We start from the raw sequence: 19514 nt of genomic DNA, 5'->3' as shown, positions 1-19514 counted from the left end.
TTGCACTAACGGATCACCTGTATGGTTTTGCTGTACTCGTATTTTCCGTCAACATCCACCTGCTTGATGCGCAGAAAGAGCTTACCATCCATAACACTGTCAATTGCGGAGCTGTCCTTACTACATGCAGTTGCCCCCAATAATCCTCCCATCAATATAACTGTAAGCATCTTGGCAAGCGCGCTTCTTCGAGAACCCCAGCACAAACTTAATAGGAGAACGGGCAATACCATCAGGCCCTTCCATTGTTTTAATGGCGCCATCACTTCATAATGCTGAGGCCTATCGGAGTTTCCATCTTTCGACTTTAAAGTAGCAATAGTTGAAAAATGCTTACCATCATCCGACAGTTGCACTTCAAAATAATCGTTATTAATCTCCTGTAAAGTGGTCCAGCTAGCATACAGGTTTTCACCATCCAATAAAGCAGCAATATCCCCGAAAACAACAGGCATGGGCGTATCAGAAAGTACAGCTATATCATCAATACGGTAACTTACAGAGTTTTCGGGTCCACTAGTATTGTAAAAACTAATACTGAGAGATGAACCGGAGGGAATAGATACGGAAGAAACGATATAATACCATTGCGTAGTACCAGCTCCAGTCGGTAATGAAGGCGAAAAACTTATAGCCCCCGACCCATCAACACTTACTTGCACCGTTAAGGTGCTTCCATCGCTCGCTGTACTGGTTTTGCTAACCCCGAATGCTACGCGCACATTTGTAGCTCCTAAGATGGAGATGTTCTGAATTGTGAAAAAGGAGCTGTTATTGCCGCTTAGAAATAGAAAGTTGCCACCCGATGCTGTGGAATAACCTGATGAACTACTGCTGTTACTTCTTATTGAAGCAGTACTACTACCTGAAGATGCTGCATAAGCCACTGCTCCATAATTAAGATAACCTGTATAACTGTTTGCTGACAAAATGGATGCTCCTACAGAAGTGCCACCCATATTTTCTTCGAAAAAAGTGTACTGGGCAAAAACAGGATGAGAAATGGCAAAAAACAATAAAGTAATTATGTATTTCATAGGTAACAGATTTTGGCACTACTAAATTACAATATGTATACAATAAATCAAATATGAAATGAAGATAATTTATACAATATAAAAAAAGCCGCCCTTTCGGACGGCTTTAGATACCACTTTAGGTTAGGTTTATTTCTTTATCACTTTTACTACTTTAGAGTAGGTAACATCCCCATTTTTATCTACCTGTGCGATGCGTATGTACAAGTCACTCACATCGGGGTTGCTGATATAATCTTTGTTCTTGCTGCATGATACACCTACTAAAATCAAGAATGCTACCAGCAAACCACCTCTTATAAAACGGTTTCTGAAGAATGGCATGCTTAAAAGAGCCATAATACCAAATCCTCCTAAGACTAATCCTCCCAGCCCTTTAGTAAAGGTGTATTCTAGGGTAATATCTGAATTTCCACCATTAGCTTTTGTGTTGAGTTTGCCAATCTGAGTCCAATTTTTACCATCAGTAGAAGCTTCCACAATAAACTCTGCATTGTTGGTTTCCTTGAGGGTTGCCCATTTAATAAAGAGGTTGTTGTTTTCCAATGTAGCGTGTACATCCCCAAACGTTACAGGGAGCGCTGGTGGCTCATCAGCATTTGCAAAGGCTGCAAATACCTGCAATTCGTCGCCTACGCCCGCCAGATCATCTACCTCCATTCTAATTTCGTTGAATGGCAGACTTGTTGTCATATACACAGCTTCAGCATCCGGTGGGAAATCCCCAATATTAATTAAGTTGAGAACATTAAGCTTAAGCAAATTATTGTCCACACTAGCCTCTTCTTGTAATTGCCCATTATTGTAAGTTTTGATCTTCACTCCTTTCATTAATACTAAATCAAGCAGCGGATTAGACCTTTTGATGATAAATCCAGCCAACTTAGCGGGTTGATTAAATGTGTATCCAGGAGTTGCTACAGACAGGGTGGCGCCATTTGCTAACTGAGCACCCAGCAGGCTGCTTATTTTTACAAAGTTACCAAATATGTTGTCGATCAATCTACCCATGGTAGCACCAATGGACTCATTACCCACTAAAGCAATATTTGCCAAACCTGCATTCCGAGAATTTACAGTTATGCCCATTCCGTTGGTGGAAGAATGTCCATTGGCTAGAATAACTGTACCATTAAGAGATCCAGTAGGCGGGCAAAATTGTTTTACTACAACTCCATAGATACGTGTTTCGCCTAAAGTGGCCAGAGCAGAAAGCACTGCATTTCCAAACTTCAATCGCAATTCATTATATTCCCCATTGGTGACTAACATACCCACGGTATGTCTTTCCGTTTCCGCTCCAATAACAGTACCCGATAACAAGTTAAAGCTCCCTTCCTCTTGCACTAACGTACCGTTATTATATGCTTGAATTGTTATCCCCCCTAGTAAATTCAAATTAGACAACAGCCCAATTGTATTAGAGATTTCAAAGCCGGCATAGGTATTATTAGGAATAGTACCTGCTAATAACTTCACAGAAAGATAAGTATCTCCTAACACGGTAACGTTTAACGGAGATAAACTAGCATAATCATCAACATCTGACGATACTACGTTTGCTACATTTGACATTGAATTGATAAGATTAACCGCATCGGCATTGGCAATCCCATCCAAAAGGGCCGGACTAGTATAATTAGCTACAGCGGGAAAATCAGTTTGATTAATACGTACTTCGGCATTACATTCGTTGGGATTAAATACACCAGCTTTAGGCACCATCACCTCTGCATAATACACGCTCACCGTAGCACCTGCGCCTAAGATTGAAGTTAGTACACTTAGATTTACCCCACTAACAGTGAGTCTTACCCGATTAAAAGCCCCTTCAGATACCAAGCCTATTTTATCCTTACCACCGAGTAATGAAATACCCAGAAGACTTCTACCACTCTTTTGAGACACCTGAGTATTGCCATTATAGGTGGTAAGTTCAAGTCCGCCAAAAAGTGATACATTCAGCAAGCCTGCGCTAGTTATAAAACTCACCTCAGTACCAGCCGGAAACACGTCGTCATACTCTACTTCAATCCATGCACCTAATAATCCCCCAAGACCCAAAGTTGCAGCGGAGTTGGGATTTCCATTAATTACATGACTCGCATTATTAAACCCCAGTAGAGAGGTTCTAACTGATAGATCATTTCCAAAAGGACCCGTATTAGAAGCGACATGTAGATACTGATTCTTGTATTCATCTGGTATTGCAGCAAAAGCTATGCTAGTAATGCATAATACTGCCACTATGAAACTGATGAGTGCAGGCAATCTTCTCCTGCTCTGATAAACGGTGTTAGAGCTTGATAGGTTAAGTCGTAAATGCTTATTCATAATTAAAATTGTTTTAGAGTTTATTAGCTAGGAAGTCAATATGTGCAAATGCAGTCGCGGATTTTTTTTTAGAAAAGTAATTCAAAACAAAGGGGGTAACACAACCCACCTTAAGGGCTAAATTATTTAGAGTTTAAGGATTACAATTCTATCCTATTTATTATTTTAATTGCTGTCTAATCATACTACACGGCTAGAAACTAATACAGATTCATGTAAAGCAGTTCATAGAAAAAACTTTTAACTGATAGCCGATGTAATAAATAATAAAGTTTTCAGCCACTTTACTTTTCAATAATTCTATAAACCGATTAAGTAATACGAATAAGTTTCAAATACGTAGTTGAGGAATACATATCCAATCTATTGAGTTAGGTTAAGAGTCATTAAGGTTTAGAGGTCATTCTCACTGAACGCATACAGCAAACACTCATACTAAATGGTCTTATTTGATTATTATCATCTGACTTAATGCTTCAATGACCATGATTTCTCATGCTAGGCATGAGATAAGGGCTACAGAATCCTGAAATACAAATCTGTTTCACCAACAAAGATAATGATCCATATTAGAATTAACAAATTATTTTGGTATTCTCAAAAAAAATCCCCTGCTGAATAATCAGCAGAGGATTTTTTATCGATTAGGACAATTCCATTAAGCTATTTCTACTTCCGCACCAGCTTCTTTTAATTTAGCTGCGATATCCTCAGCTTCAGCTTTAGAAACACCTTCTTTAACTGGTTTCGGAGCACCGTCTACTAATTCTTTAGCTTCTTTCAGACCTAAACCTGTAAGATCTTTAACAATCTTAACAACATTCAGTTTAGAAGCCCCTCCGTTTTTCAGAATTACATCGAACGCAGTCTTTTCTTCTGCTGCGCCAGCGCCACCACCAGCGTCGCCAGAAACTACCACTGCTGCAGCAGCAGGTTCGATACCGTATTCATTTTTTAAAAGATCTGCCAGTTCTTGTACTTCTTTTACAGTTAAACCTACCAGGCTTTCTGCTAATGATTTAATGTCTGCCATTTTGTTTCTAATTTTTACCGTCTTCATTCCCCTTGCGGAGTCCGACGGCGGGTTTAAAAAAATTGTTTCGGCCCCAATTTATTTACAACTCACTTGGGGAAAATGAGTGTTTATATTCCAGTAGGAATCTCAAAAACAAGTTATTCAGCTGCAGGTGTATCTTCTGCTGCAGGAGCTTGGGGAGACGCAGGAGCTGCGTCAGCAGCCGGTGCAGCAGCCACTTCACCTTCAGGCTTGTTCTGCAAAGCTCCAATAACACGCTGAATCGGAGAAAGCAACAGGGTAATAACTTCGCCGATAAGTTCGTTCTTAGTCTTAATCTGAGTTAATGCTTTCAGATTATTATCGCCTGCATATAATTCGCCGTTAATGAAAGCCAGTTTCAGCTGAGGCTTTTCGCCTTTGGTTTCATTACGGAACGAGCTTAAGATAACAGCCGGTTCTTTCGGATTCTCGGAGAACATCAGCGCTGTTACATTATGCAGGGCATCGTATACGCCCGAGTATTTTTCTGCATCGAGAGACTCTAATGCTTTTCTGATAAGTGTATTTTTAGCCACTTTCATTTCGACATTCTTGTCGAAACAAGCTCGGCGCAGTTTATTTACCTGTTCTACGGTAAGCGATTCTGTATCGGTTATATAGAAATTGTCGTATTGAGAGAATTTACCTTTCAATACTTCAATTATCTGGTTTTTTTGTTCTTTAGTCATTTTATTACGATTTGACTGATTTAAAATTTTTGGGGGAATTCAACCATTAATGAGTAAAGCTTTTAACATCCAAAGGAATACCCGGACTCATGGTGCTGGCCATGCTTACACTCTTCAGGTAAGTTCCTTTTGCGGTAGCAGGCTTAGCTTTAATCAGTGCATTGATGAGTTCCATTCCGTTTTCAGCAATTTTTTCCGGAGGGAAACTAACACGACCAATAGAAGCGTGTACAATACCTGCTTTATCCACTTTGAATGCAATTTTACCCCCTTTCACTTCGTTTACCGCAGCAGCCACATCATTGGTAACGGTACCTGTTTTAGGGTTAGGCATCAGGTTACGAGGACCTAATATTTTACCCAGTTTACCAATTTTAGGCATTACCGCCGGAGTAGCAATAATTACATCTATATCAGTCCAGCCGCCTTCGATTTTTTGGATATATTCATCCAATCCTACATGATCAGCGCCGGCTTCTTTAGCAGCTGCTTCTTTATCTGGAGTGCAAAGCACTAATACGCGTTTTGTTTTACCGGTTCCGTGAGGCAATGTAACCGTACCACGAATGGCCTGATCAGCCTTCTTAGGATCCACTCCCAGGCGCACGTGTAAATCTACAGAAGCATCGAACTTAGCAATATTTACTTCTTTAACCAGAGCAGATGCTTCGTTCAGTGTATAGGTTTTATTGGCATCTACTTTGGCGTTCGCAATTTTTCTTTTTTTAGTTATAGCCATTGTAATTCTTTTAAAGGTTCTTTAATGGATTAATTTTCCCAAGGAGCTTTACCCTCAACTGTCAAGCCCATACTGCGTGCAGTACCAGCTACCATTTTCATGGCGCTTTCTACTGTGAAGCAGTTCATATCAGGCATTTTGTCTTTAGCAATAGCCTCAATCTGCTCCCAGGTTACTTTACCAACCTTAGTACGATTGCTTTCTTTAGAACCCTTTTGAATCTTAGCCGCCTCCATCAACTGCACTACTGCAGGAGGAGTTTTGATTACGAAGTCAAAGCTTTTGTCCGAATAAACTGTGATTACTACGGGAAGAACTTTTCCCATTTTGTCCTGAGTGCGCGCATTGAACTGCTTGCAGAATTCCATGATGTTGATACCCTTGGAACCTAGCGCCGGACCAATCGGAGGTGCGGGATTTGCCTGTCCACCTTTACATTGCAGCTTTACGAAGCCGCTGATTTCTTTTGCCATGTCTTACAATTTTTAATTGGTTCAAACGTGACGTTAATAGGCGCCACTCCCAATTCCGATATTCCTATCGGGCCCTTTCATCCCTTAACGGGTTTTCGACCATTATTATCAACAGAACTTAAGCCTGCCGGGCAATAGTCGCATTTGAAAGAACTAATTGGGGGTGCAAAGGTAAGGAGATTTGTATAATTGCAAAAAAAATTATAACCTATGGCGTTCCCACAAATTTACACGGCTATAGGCTATACTACCCTAGATTTTGTAATTTCATGGTTATGAGAGCTGTAATTTTAATGATATTACTGAGCATAGGACATATGCTTTTCGCACAACAAGTTGTGTTTGACTCACTTGGTATTATAAAATCAGGAGCAACACTCCAGCGCATAAGTAATGAGTTTAGCTTTACGGAAGGTCCCGTAGCCGACCAATATGGGAATATTTATTTTACCGACCAGCCGAATAACCGTATATGGTACTACGACGTTGAAAAAAATGCGCTTAAAGTATTTAAGGATAATGCCGGCCGAGCTAATGGACTGGCTATTGACGCTGCAGGAAACATCATCGCCTGCGCGGATGAAAACAATGAATTGTGGGCGATTGCCCCCGACGGTGAGGTGAAGGTTTTAGTAAGTAGCATGAATGGTAAAAAATTGAATGGACCAAACGATTTATGGATTGATAAAAAAGGAGGTATCTACTTTACCGACCCCTACTATCAGCGCAATTATTGGTCGCGTACCGAACCTGAAATAAAAGAACAAAAGGTCTATTACCTCCCCAAAGGCGCCACAAAACCTATTGGGGTAACGGATGAGCTGGTCAAACCCAATGGTATTGTAGGCTCCGCTGATGGCAAGTATCTGTTTGTTGCAGATATCGATGGCCACAAAATATACCGATTTGACATCCGACCCGATGGAAGCCTGGGCAATAAACACCTCTTTGCTCCGCAAGGTGCCGACGGCATTACATTGGATGAAAAAGGCAACCTATATCTGGCAGGACGGGGCGTAACAGTGTATAACCCCCACGGTGTTAGAATCGCACACATTCCGGTACCGGAAAAATGGACAGCCAATATTTGTTTTGCCGGCAAAAACAAAGACATATTATTCATTACCGCGAGCAACAGCATTTATATACTAAAAATGAATGTAAAAGGACAGTAAACCCCATCCCCGAATACACGGTTTTACTATCGAATAGTGTACATTTGTGGCTATCCAAATTTTTACAGGCTCAAAAACATTTATTAACCTTCATGACCTATCGTTATCTGGCATTTGGTATTCCCGTGCTCTCCGATATTGAACTACCTGCGTTATTGCCATTAAATAAAAATATATCCCCAGAACGTCCTGTAACGGTTAAACTAGGTAAGGTGCCTCAAACACTGAAAACTCCCGGTATCCAGGCCGATTATTTCACCTATTGCAATGCCGAAGAAATGATCTTCACATTGCCGAAAAAAATAAAGTTCTACATATCTAAAGGGGAAAACATCATTATCGAACCCATCCATTACGATTATAGCAGATATTTACTCTACTTCTACTCCAATTGCTTGGCAGCAATGTTATTGCAACGCAATTTGATTCCTTTTCATGTATCGGGCGTTTTTACACAGCCTGGCAAAGTAGTGCTATTTGCAGCTCCCTCAGGTACTGGAAAATCCACGCTCGCAGTAAAACTACAGGAATTAGGATTTGCACCATTCACCGATGATACCGCCATTCTTTTCGTAAAAGACGGTAAATGCTATGCACAGGCATCTTATCCTATGATAAGGTTATGGGAGAATGCATTGGACAAACAAAAGATGCTCAATATTGATGAAAAACAAATTATATATGATGGAGAAAAAGATAAATATGGCTTTTTGTTCCATAGCCAATTTGCAGATACCCCGGCAGAAGTAGAACGTATTATTTTTATGCAGAAAGACGCCTATCCGCAAATTCAAACACTGAAAATTAAAAGCACAGATGCCTTTAAAGCATTGGCCGACAATGTATACCGACGACATTGGATTCCTGCCTTTCAAATGCATAAACAGCAGTTTTTATTAATTAGCCAGATACTACAAACAGTACCCAACTTATTAATTACCAGACCATTAAATCACGACACTTTTGATACATTACCACAAATTATAAAGAATATTTTGAATAATAATGATAATTAGTTATCTTGCGGCTCAATAGAAACACAAACCTATTATCCTTTGTTATTAACAAAAAGTATTAATCATTAAATCAAAAAGTATTATGGAAACTAAAAAACAATGGATTTTACCAGAAGTTACAGAGCTTGAAATCAATGCCGGTGGAAGTGCAGGAGGTGATGCTGCCAGTTTAGAAGAATTAACTAGCTAAGAACAGTTGAAAGCTTGAGGTTGTAGCTTATAATAAAAACTTATTAGCAGAGAATTTCTCTGCTTTTTTTTTGCCATTACCATACCGATATTTATTTTAATCCCAGTCATGAGTCTGATCTTCGGATGTTGGTTATTTGAACCTGGTAAATCCGTTGCAAACACACTTGAGCGGATGTGCACAACTTTGGCAGTACTGTCACAGGGAGCATATAATCAGCGCATTCATAATAATACCGGAGTAGGGCATATTCGAACACTGCCGCATATTACAGATTCGCAAGAAGCATCTATTTTTTTGAATGCTACTTTTCTATTTACAGCACAGGGCAGAATAGACAATAGCCCAGCCTTATGTCGAAAATTGGGAATTGAGATATCCGATGGCTATACCTCTGAGTACCTTATGTGGCAGTCCTTCCTCAAATGGGGAAAAGACTGTGTAAATGAACTAAGAGGTGATTGGAGTTTTGCTGTGTGGAACTATGAAACACAAGAACTATTTATAGCCAGAGATCCGATGGGCTATACAGCGCTGTATTACTATCAGGATGCTACGGGGTTTTATTTCAGCTCATCCCTTAAAAACTTGCTGACACTCCCCTCCTATCAAAAGCAACTGAACGAAGAGTATTGGTTGCGGATGCTCACCCTATGGGATCACTTGGAAGCGAATCACCAAACATTCTTTAAAGGCATTCACACAATTCCCCTTGCTCATACGTTAACTTTAAAAAAAGATAGTAAAGTTACCCTAAACAGGTATTGGTACCCACAGCATACTTCAATTAGGATATACAAGAATAAACAGGACTATGCAGAGGAGATGTATGACATTTTTTCTCATGCAGTAGCTGTAAGATTAAAGAGTCCCAAACCGATAGCCTCCATGCTTAGTGGAGGACTGGATAGCTCGGCAGTAAGTTACATTGCAGCACGCTTACTCCAGCAAAAAAACATACCTCTTACCACCTTCAGTCATGTGCCTCTTTTTCAGAAAGAGCTACAAGGTATCGATATAGCAGAGAAACAAATACTGGATGAAACGCCTCTTATCCTGGAAACAGTAAAAGCAGCCGGTAATATCAACCCGATATTGTTGAATTCCGCCAATTACAGCATTCTGCAAGGAATGATAGATGTGTTAAAAATATACGATGCTCCTATTCATGGAGCCTTTAATGCATATTGGATACAGGATATTTTTCGCACAGCTTCACAAAAAGGCTTTGGCGTTCTATTAACTGGTGAGGGGGGAAACGGCAGTATTTCTTTCAAAGGACGTCCTCAATTATTACCTTTACAATGGAAACAGGTACTGCAACATCCTTTCAGATACCTGAAATCTCATATAGCCAAGCCCATAGTAAAAACACTATATCCTCAATATTTTGAAAAGCGCAAACGCGCTCATAATGACCTTGCTGATTATGTTACAATGATATTTGCCAATGAGCAGCTACTGCAAAAATATCAGATACTGGAGGACATTCAGACAAATCAAAAAAGCTTTCAGCTTAACATAAAAGACATTAACGAACTTAAAGAACAGTTCGTATCACTTTACCAAATACGCAGTTTGTTCGGAGCAGCACACAATCATTTTTACGGAGTGGAAATGCGCGACCCTTGTGCAGACCAAGATGTGATGGAATTCTTTTTCAGCCTACCCAATGAAGCCTTTTTTGACGAGCATCACAACAATCGCATGCTGGTAAAACGCATGATGAAAGGGCGGATACCGGACAGCGTACTCTTTGAAAAGAAAAAGGGATTACAAAGTTCAGATATCCTATATCGTGTAAAAGCTCAGCAGCACGAGATCACTGAGGCTATAGCATTGCTCTCAAAAAGTGCTGCCGCAACCTCTTGTATTGATGTGCAAAAGCTTTCGGCAGCGTGGCAAACCTATTTGGCCCAGCCCTATACGTCCCCCTTTCAAATACAGTGCCTCCTGAAGGCGATACATTTTGGTTTATTTCTACAGATGCATTTTGATTAATACGAACCCGAAAACAATTATTTTAAAACCCGTTACTCATTTAATATTTTTGTATCTATGAGTTATCAATTCAATGCCAAAGATGTTTTAGTAACCCAGCTGGGTGAAGAAGGTGTAGCCTTTAACAGTGCTACAAACGAATATTTTTCGCTCAACGAGACTTCTTATAAAATCCTGAAAGGTATTGAAAACAATACTCCGGTCGAGGACATCATCCAGCAACTGGAAGCCGAGTACGATATATCGACAGAAGAGTGTTCCCAAGCAGTGCATAATATCATCCGCACTTTTATAGAAAAAAAGCTGGTAGTGGAGGCATGATAAATAAAATAAAAACATTTGCGAGATTAAGGCCTCAGTTGAAAATAATGATATTACAGACATTTGTTTTTTCGCTGTATACCGGTTTTCTTTTTGCCTTTTTCAATCGATATGCCCGATTCGGAGAAAGATTAGCTTTGACTGAAAATAGTGCGAAAAATACCGTATCATCGTCCATTGCTGCTGATGAAAAAACCCATACAAAAATCAATGATATCGCCAAAGCCATCCATATCGTCTCCAAATATATTCCCTGGAAAAATGTATGCAGGCATCAGGCATATCAAGCTAAGTTATTATGCAATCTTTATAATATTCCTTATCTAATATTCATAGGTTTTAAAAAAGACATAGCAAAAAATGAAATACAGGCCCATGCCTGGACCATGGCAGGAGGAAGAATGATTACAGGTTTTTGTAATCCTGAAGAGTACATCATACAAAGTATCTACAAAAACAGATGACCATTACTTATAAAAACTTTAACCTTAAAGAGCTGAAAAAAAATATTCAACGCTCTTTATTACTGCTATGGCAAGCCAGTAAACGTCTTGCAATACTCAGTTTTGCATTGCATATACTGCAGGCTTTTTTACCTGTGATATCATTATATTTTATAAAAACATTAGTAGAAAAAGTTACCGCCAAGCTTCCCTTTTCCGAAATACTACCCGCAATTATATTATTCCTTGGAGCGCAACTGTTACTTGCTGTCACCCAACAATGCGCTACTTATGTCTCCACAATTTTTCAATTAAAACTCACAGATTTCTTGTCGCAAAAGGTTCTTGATAAAGCTGTACAAGTAGATTATAATTATTATGAAAATCCCGATTATCATGATAGCCTGCATCTAGCACAACAACAATCTCTATATCGAGCAAGTATGCTTTTGACCAGCTACAACACCTTTATTACATCGGGATTTGCGCTTTTGTTCCTCTTGCTTTTATTTATTAGTGTACAATCCTATTTTGCTATTTTATTTATTGCTTTTTCGCTACCCTTGGCCATTATTAAATGGTATTTTGGCATTGCCACTATGCAGCAAGAAAGAAAACTTGCACCCCTAGAAAGAGAAGCTAATTATCTGCATTACACCTTAACGGGAGTAAGCCCTGCAAAAGAAGTACGTGTTTTCAACTTTGGTAAGTTTTTCATTGAGAAGTTTATCAATATTCGCCACTATATCCGCTTACAAAAACAACAACTCCACAAACGCCTTACGCGTTACAGCCTTATTGCTGAATCAGCAGAGATTGTGGCCATGGCTATAATCTTTGCATTACTTGCTAAAGAAGCTGTAGCTGGTGCTATAACACTCGGCCTATTTGTGATTTACATACAAGGGTTTCAAAGTTTACAGAACAATTCCAAAAATTTTTTACAATCCGTTGTTCAGATCTTACAACAACGTATTTTCTTACAGGACTTGTTCGCCTTCCTAGATATTAAAATCATAAACAACAACCATCACACATTACCCTTCCCCTCTACCGATAATAATCTCTCTGTAAGTAATATAAGTTTCCGTTATACGCCTGATGGTAGAGAAGTGTTGCAAAACGTTTCCCTCACTTGTAACAAGGGACAAATCATCGCTATTGTAGGAGAAAATGGTTCTGGAAAATCTACCTTGATCAAAATTCTAGCCCGACTTTACGAACAGAAATCGGGCACTATACACTTTGGCAATACCGAACTCCAAGATATTGATATCCCTTCCTACCGACAACATACGGTATTTTTATTCCAAGATTTCGAAAAATATTTCTTTACAGTAGAAGAAAACATTGTTTTAGGTGCTTCAGCTACACAAAAGACAATCGACGATGTAAAGAACGCTGCCGTATTATCCGGGGCTGATAAATTCATCAGTAAATTATCAAAAGGCTATCAGACACGCATGGGACGCACATTCCATGAGAGCGAACAATTAAGCGGAGGACAATGGCAAAAGCTGGCACTGGCCCGTGTTTTTTACAGAGATGATGCTTCATTAATCGTACTGGATGAACCCACCAGTGCATTGGATGCTCAGGCAGAGTTTGAGATTTTTACGCAGATAAAAAATCTGGCAAAAGATAAGATGGTTATCCTTATCACACATCGTTTATATAATCTGAAAATTGCAGATTATCTCTATGTGATGGATGAAGGTCGTATTATTGAAGAAGGTACATTTGATGAGCTCGTTAATAAAAACGGAGCATTTACCCGGCTTTATAACATGCAGCAATTATGATTGCCATCAGTGACATACAAAAAAAATATGGTAATGAGATAGCAATGTTAATGCTATGCTGCAGGGTATTTCTAAAAACTGAAGATCTGTCGGCATTGGAGCAGTTCGTTCATGCCCATACCCTCGATTGGGATGAAGTGTACCATCTTGCCAAAGTACACCGGATAAGATATATCGTATACGAAACAACCCTTCCTCTTCAAAGTTTAGACCTCAAGTTCAAAGAGCAACTCAAACAGGCATATTTGAACCATAGTGTTCGCGCTTTTCGTTGTCAACAAAAAGCCCATCAGTTGGTCGCATTAATGCAACAACATCAAATACCTATTCAGGTATATAAAGGCATCCATTTATCACAACAACTATACAATCATCTTTCGCTTCGTGAATTCAGTGATATTGATTTTATCGTAAACGAAGAAGATATTCCCCGCCTAGTTGCAATGCTCAAGACTGCCGGCTACAAAGTAGAAGGAGCAACATTATTCGAAGACTCTGAAGAGAAGTACCTAAAGCATCAGAAAGATGTGATTTGCTATGATGACAGCCCAGAAGGTTTTTTCTTGTATGAATTTCATTATAAACCGGTAGGTTCCTACCTGGCTACTAACATTTCCTTTAACGATCTATTCGGCCCATCATGGCAAGTAGGAAAAGACCTCTCCTTGTGCGAGTATCTCCCTTTACTTACTGTTAATCACGGTCTGGTTGACCGTTATCCCACGCTCCGGTGCATGATAGATATAGCTCTTCTCACTCAGAAATGTAAGCAAAGCACCTGTTACCGCCTTCCGCAGCTATTAAGCGGTTATTACAGTCTGAATGCCTATATAATCGAAAAACTTTTTAGTGTTCAGGCTACAGAATATCCTGCTTATCCTGACACGCGTTTTATAACACAGCAGGGAGAGCAAATTATTCAATGGTTGCTTAAAAAGAAAGAAGCCGGTCGCGTACCCTTAAGCGCCATCATTAAAGTAGCGTATCGGTTACGATCCGGCTTATTTGAAAAAATAAAACTCGTAAAAGCGGTGGTAAAATACATACTCACGCCTAATTATAACGACACAACCAATGCTCAGCAACAACCCAAATGGATGTATGTACTTTCTCGTCCTATAAGATTACTGCAACACCTCAAACGCTACATCTAAGGTTGCTATCGAATCAGGACCATCTTACCATATCCTTTGTTAAAGTATTTATCGGTATTATCTCCGTTCGCTTTATACTTGTCCAAAGATTTACCATGATGATTGGTTAACACTCGATATAAATACACGCCGTTTGCCAATTTCTGACCATACTGATCAGTTCCATCCCACTTAAACTCGGTGATATTTCTACCGATGCGTAAAGGCCCCAATTCCTCTTTGGTAATCTCGCGTACAATCTTGCCTGTAATCGTCAGGATTTGAATACGAATATTCTGCGGAACCTCTGAGCCCGTCAATGTAAAGACAAAGGCTGTTGAAGTCGTAAAGGGATTAGGATAGTTCAGCAAATTGGAGATCATGGGTTTATTGATCACCTGAAATGCTACTCTGTAATTAAGAACACCTGCATAATTACCACTTTGGTCCTTAGCACTCACAATTAACTCATACTCTCCATCTTCCAACAGATGCGGTTTAAAGTTAATTATAGCCATGTTCTTCGCATCATTGGGCGATGGAGGCGTAAAGATAAGAGTATCGTTGTCGAACTGATAATCACGAAGCAGCCCGTTAGGGAACTTCAATTGCACTTTTATCAACTCCGGATTATCCAACAATAAGTACTTCGCATCATCAGTAAGCTTCATCAATATATCGGGTTTGCTCGATACGATGTCTCGGTTAAGTATATGTATACCATCAAATGTAACATCCAAATAAGGATTGATGGTATCGCTACGTACAAAGAAACTGTGATTTATGAAGTTATTAAACTGATATTGCTCGGGTTGATGGTCATTGCCTTCAGGATTCAGTTCTAAGAACACTAAATTATTACCTACAAAGGAACGTGTATCTATGGGAATATTTACCTGTAACGTATCGCCTGCCACTAATGGCCTTACTTTAGGTACAGGGATAACACGTTCGATATTATTCTGATCTCTCACAGTAAGTTTTACAGCAATACTATCGAAATTGCTTGCACTAATGTTCTTGAATGCGAGCCCTAATTGTAATGGTTCTCCGGCCTCTAATGTATCTTTAGCGGAGAAGTACAGATTGGGCGCTACAGCACCTTCGGCCACAGGAGTTGCATAAAGCCTCCAGTATTTTAACTGATAAGGTGTTCTGTCCTCGGGATCCTCGGTATTTATTGCAATTTTTAATCCGGGGTAAGTATTCGCGTTAATAGAAGAGATGTCTACCTCTTTCTGAGCCACCGGAATATTTTGCATCAACACCGTCTCCCCTCCGTTTTTATCTATACCGATGACCGACAAAGTGGCCTTATCCGAAGTAGGAGTTTCTTTACTATACCCATCCCACAGCAGTTTATTCCAGGAAGCAGCTTGGGAGAAGATGGGAGAGGTCATCGATCCCTGCACGCCATTAACCGATACTGTAGCCGAAGCTTGTAAGACACCAGTACCACCTATAGCCTGCGTCAGCGGTACGGGATTACCTTTCTGATAAATAAAAATATATGGGATGGGTGAGGTTACAGAATCAATATAGGTAAAGCCAAGCTGTTTAAACTTGTGGTACAACGAAACCCCAGAACCTAAAACAGCCGTATCACCCTGCCAAACCATAGGTAATATGGATGGTCTACGATAATTATTAGATACACCTACATAGAATCCGTCCGGAATAGAGTCGAGGAAATCCATTACTTTTTTACGGGCTTCCAGCGTTGATAGGTCAAATTGAAAGAAATACGGAAGAGCTGTTGAGGTACGGGGAAGTGGGCGATAACTACCGTACAAACCACTGGTGCCTAAATCGCGGTTCTCCACTGGTTTCATGTTTCGGTTATCAATCAGATAGAATCGTATAGATCTTTCATTTGGATTAACACCGTTCATATCAGCGAGTGCCCCTTGCTGAACAATAATGCCATCTATCTGCAGGGATATATCGGAAATAGGGATAGCGGTCCCAGGTTCAACGGATACAGTTTTAATCATTATCTCGGACCTGAGGCTATCATAGATGAATGTTCTAGATTCATGTAATGTCATGTTTTGATAGCTCGCATTCTGGAACTGGTAATAATGCGACTGATTAAATCCGGTATGATTTCCCGGAAGATAGATGAATGAGGCACTGTTCCACACCGGCTCATCCGACGGAGCATTAGGCACAGCAGCTACGCGCCAGTAATAAGCTGTACTATCCCTAAAAGTAATGCCCGGACTAAATGCTACAACGCCACCAGCAGAAGTTTTAGTTTGCGAAACTTTAAAAGAAGAATTAAAGAGCATTGTAGTATCAATTTCCATTATATAGCTTCTTTGTTGCGCAAACGGATTACCTGTAGAAGCACTGAAAGTGATGTTCTGCTGATTAACTATTGAATAATTATATGGATAGATAGGCTTTATATCATCTTCATAGATAAATATATCCTTAATACAAATATTGTTACTCTCGAAAAGTTCGTCAATGGTATTATCTGGATCCACAGTAATCGTAAATTTATTCGCCCCTTTATCCCTTAGCGGATCTATATCAATTCTATATGTCAACGAATCCATATAACGAATACCACTTAATGTATCTCTCCTAATTAGCTGCACGGTTAAATCGGGATAAGTCCTTTTTAGCTCGACAATTACAGGAGTATTAATGGCTTTACCCAAATTTGCAATCTTCGCTTTTATGGTAAAGCTGGGATCAGTAACCGACACTACAGCAGGAGTTACAGTAACCATTGCATCTTCTATGGCATAATCAGGCTTGTCAAACTGATACAAGCGAATAGCGGGGTCTCCGTTAAGATTAAAAACCTCATTCTGTACGCGTGTGAAGATATCAGATTCTCCTCCGACAGCTGCATAAGAATTAGTTACCGTCTTTTGCATTAGCTCGCCCAACGTCTTTCCATAGCTATTACGCGTAAGCTCTCTATAAAATTCCCTATTGTATAACTGTAGGGGGCCTACTCTGCCCAGCGCACTACCTGCCATGATGGCAATACTTCCTCTTTCCCTTGCGAAAAGAAATTTTTCTGCAATGGTATTAATAACACTTAATCTACTTTCATCCCAAATGAAAACATCCCCTACATTACATCCCAACATATTGAATATTGGATATTTTCCTTGGTTGGAATATTGTTGGGGGTCTTCAATATTAAATACCAAAGTTGTTGCAGCAGAATGCCCAAAATAAGTAAGTAATCCTAGGCCCGTATTCATTAGCGCACGTAGCCTCTCTGTGGCTGTTTGTTCAGCACCAGGAACTTGACTCTTCACAAAATCCGAAACTATTGCTCCAAATAATGTATCCTCGATTACTCTTTTATCAAGGTTCAAATAAGCATATAACTGATCAATCAGTGCTTGCTCGTTAGCTCCTACCATGTGTATTACATTCTTCTTCCATATACTAGGAGTCACCTCAGGAACAGGTATAAGCTGCTGCTCATACTGTTTTACCTTTTCAAGATATATTGCTAATTCATCTCCGTTTATTACCGGTATACGTCCTATTGGAGTAAGTGGTATGGAGCTACTACCTTCTGCTGCTAACAGCACATCCGATCCCGGTTCTCCAAATGTGGGTACAAGATTTAACCTTGCCATGAGAGGAGATGATTCGTTGAGACGTGCCGATATATACTTTACCCCCTTCCCTGCTATAAAAACATTCTTGATAGGAGAAGAAAAGCTGTTTCTTGCGAACCGTATAAAATTTCGTACTGCAAGGGGGCTATTTTTGATACCATATGCAAACTGGTCTGTCAGCTCATCAATCATGTATACTTTGGCATTATAACTTCCTCCTGCGGGAGAGCTACGATAAGCTCTATACTCTTCCACAGGCTGAGAGCCATTTGAAGCATTTAAAATAGCCTTATGAGTGATGATTAAATAATCTCCTTGATTTTCCGAAGCAAGATAATTGGTAAATCGACGTACCTCTAAACTATTAATCGTTTTTACATTAGAAGCCTCTGTATCTACCAATACCAGCTCGGCTTCCATACTGCTGGGTTGCGTATATACTTTGACTACCGAAGGAGTTGCTACATTAGCTTCATAGCGTCTTCCATTGGTGAAATCGTATAATACCGGAGTTCCGGAATAACTAAAACCTGTAATCTCAAGGTACTTTCCGGAAGAACTGGACGAGAGTTTGAATTTAAAATTGCTAGCCCCTCCAAAATTAAAAATTCTAGGATATGTAAGCTCTATAAAAGCTACTTTAATTCTGTTGTTAGCGGTGTTAGTTTCGTTGGTTACCGAAAATGTTTCCGTAGTACCGGTAAGATTGGCTACAGGAATATTTGTACTAAGTTTGGCATAGTTAAAGGAAATTAAAGTAGCATTAAATACTTGTGCGCTATTGAGCCTCAACTGTACCAAACGGTTATTGGGACTGTTGCCCACAACATTCATTCTAATCTGTGCATCCGGAGCACCAGTTCCTTTATAAGGGAAAATATTGGATAGCGTAAAATTCCTTGTTTTATTCGTTTCGGTAATTTCGTTCGAAGTCCACCCCTCCCCTCCTTCATACGATGAAGAATATGCAGCCGAGGCAACATCTCCTCCATAAGGTCCCAGATGTATGGTTTCATTGGGATAAATTCCCACAGTATGCATGAAATACGGTTCAGCAGTTGCCCCCGATGGAATACTGTTTGGTGTAGGCAAAAATCTTTTATTATTGCCAGTCGGATTTACGGTGAGAAAATAAGCAGCAGTATCGGTAAATAAACTTTTACTATCATTGATATGATCTTCGGGTGTACGGTATAAAGATTTATCGGCCTTACCATCATTTACTTCTCCCCAAAACTCTATGTACCCACCTGTAGCCAATGGTCCCGATTGATTGGAGGTATAAATAGGCACTTCCTGCCCGTTTTTCCATAGTTGAAAATGAGATACATCCACATTTCCCAGATTGGCAGCAGCAAGCACAGACTGAGGAATACGATACAAGCCTGTTGCACCTACTTTAAACTTATAATAAGTTTTGGAATAATCAATCCATTCATTATTGAATGGTTGCGCTGCAGCATACCCCCAATAAAAAATAGATAGTATCAATAGCAGTTTCTTCATTA

At 39.7% G+C, this 19514-nt stretch carries 14 protein-coding genes; 7 read left to right on the top strand and 7 right to left on the bottom strand.

Annotated features, from left to right (window positions below):
• Positions 1-5 precede the first annotated feature (5 nt).
• The 6 genes from V2H41_RS01815 to rplK form a co-directional block, all read right to left on the bottom strand.
• The gene (locus V2H41_RS01815; protein WP_330973405.1) at positions 6-1037 is read right to left on the bottom strand and encodes a hypothetical protein; all 1032 of its coding nucleotides are present in this window, start codon (positions 1035-1037) and stop codon (positions 6-8) included.
• A 129-nt stretch (positions 1038-1166) separates the two neighbouring features.
• Positions 1167-3371, bottom strand: coding sequence for a hypothetical protein (locus V2H41_RS01810; RefSeq protein ID WP_330973404.1), 2205 nt, complete (start codon positions 3369-3371; stop codon positions 1167-1169).
• 658 nt (positions 3372-4029) lie between these two features.
• Entirely contained in the window at positions 4030-4404 is a 375-nt protein-coding gene (gene rplL / locus V2H41_RS01805) for a 50S ribosomal protein L7/L12 (RefSeq protein WP_330973403.1), read from the bottom strand.
• 140 nt (positions 4405-4544) lie between these two features.
• A complete protein-coding gene (rplJ, locus tag V2H41_RS01800; protein WP_330973402.1) occupies positions 4545-5117 on the bottom strand; it encodes a 50S ribosomal protein L10 in 573 nt (190 codons plus the stop codon).
• Between the two features lie 46 nt (positions 5118-5163).
• Complete coding sequence (gene rplA / locus V2H41_RS01795; protein WP_330973401.1) at positions 5164-5856, bottom strand: 50S ribosomal protein L1; 693 nt, start codon at positions 5854-5856, stop codon at positions 5164-5166.
• 29 nt (positions 5857-5885) lie between these two features.
• Entirely contained in the window at positions 5886-6329 is a 444-nt protein-coding gene (gene rplK / locus V2H41_RS01790; protein WP_330973400.1) for a 50S ribosomal protein L11, read from the bottom strand.
• 275 nt (positions 6330-6604) lie between these two features.
• On the opposite strand from rplK, the gene V2H41_RS01785 reads away from it, so the two are divergent.
• The 7 genes from V2H41_RS01785 to V2H41_RS01755 all read left to right on the top strand — a co-directional run bounded on the left by V2H41_RS01785 (position 6605) and on the right by V2H41_RS01755 (position 14431).
• Positions 6605-7504, top strand: a complete 900-nt coding sequence (locus tag V2H41_RS01785) for an SMP-30/gluconolactonase/LRE family protein (RefSeq protein ID WP_330973399.1) — start codon at positions 6605-6607, stop codon at positions 7502-7504.
• A 92-nt stretch (positions 7505-7596) separates the two neighbouring features.
• On the top strand, positions 7597-8520 hold the full coding sequence (locus V2H41_RS01780; RefSeq protein ID WP_330973398.1) for a hypothetical protein: 924 nt from the start codon (positions 7597-7599) through the stop codon (positions 8518-8520).
• Positions 8521-8818: 298 nt separating this feature from the next.
• The gene (locus tag V2H41_RS01775; RefSeq protein ID WP_330973397.1) at positions 8819-10711 is read left to right on the top strand and encodes an asparagine synthetase B family protein; all 1893 of its coding nucleotides are present in this window, start codon (positions 8819-8821) and stop codon (positions 10709-10711) included.
• Positions 10712-10768: 57 nt separating this feature from the next.
• A complete protein-coding gene (locus tag V2H41_RS01770) occupies positions 10769-11032 on the top strand; it encodes a PqqD family protein (protein WP_330973396.1) in 264 nt (87 codons plus the stop codon).
• A 47-nt stretch (positions 11033-11079) separates the two neighbouring features.
• Complete coding sequence (locus tag V2H41_RS01765; protein ID WP_330973395.1) at positions 11080-11496, top strand: lasso peptide biosynthesis B2 protein; 417 nt, start codon at positions 11080-11082, stop codon at positions 11494-11496.
• Positions 11493-13277 (top strand): ABC transporter ATP-binding protein, encoded by a 1785-nt coding sequence (locus V2H41_RS01760; RefSeq protein ID WP_330973394.1) that lies wholly within the window; start codon positions 11493-11495, stop codon positions 13275-13277. The genes V2H41_RS01765 and V2H41_RS01760 overlap by 4 nt, the downstream gene beginning before the upstream one ends.
• Positions 13274-14431, top strand: a complete 1158-nt coding sequence (locus V2H41_RS01755; RefSeq protein ID WP_330973393.1) for a nucleotidyltransferase family protein — start codon at positions 13274-13276, stop codon at positions 14429-14431. The genes V2H41_RS01760 and V2H41_RS01755 overlap by 4 nt, the downstream gene beginning before the upstream one ends.
• 5 nt (positions 14432-14436) lie before the next feature.
• Here the strand turns inward: V2H41_RS01755 and porU2 are convergent, their stop codons facing one another.
• Positions 14437-19512: a putative type IX secretion system sortase PorU2 gene (gene porU2, locus V2H41_RS01750; RefSeq protein ID WP_330973392.1), complete on the bottom strand. Its 5076-nt coding sequence runs from the start codon at positions 19510-19512 to the stop codon at positions 14437-14439.
• Between the last annotated feature and the right edge of the window lie 2 nt (positions 19513-19514).

It is taken from the genome of Niabella digestorum (assembly GCF_036409055.1).
GTDB lineage: Bacteria > Bacteroidota > Bacteroidia > Chitinophagales > Chitinophagaceae > Niabella > Niabella composti.
This window is presented reverse-complemented; position numbering and strand designations above follow the sequence as displayed.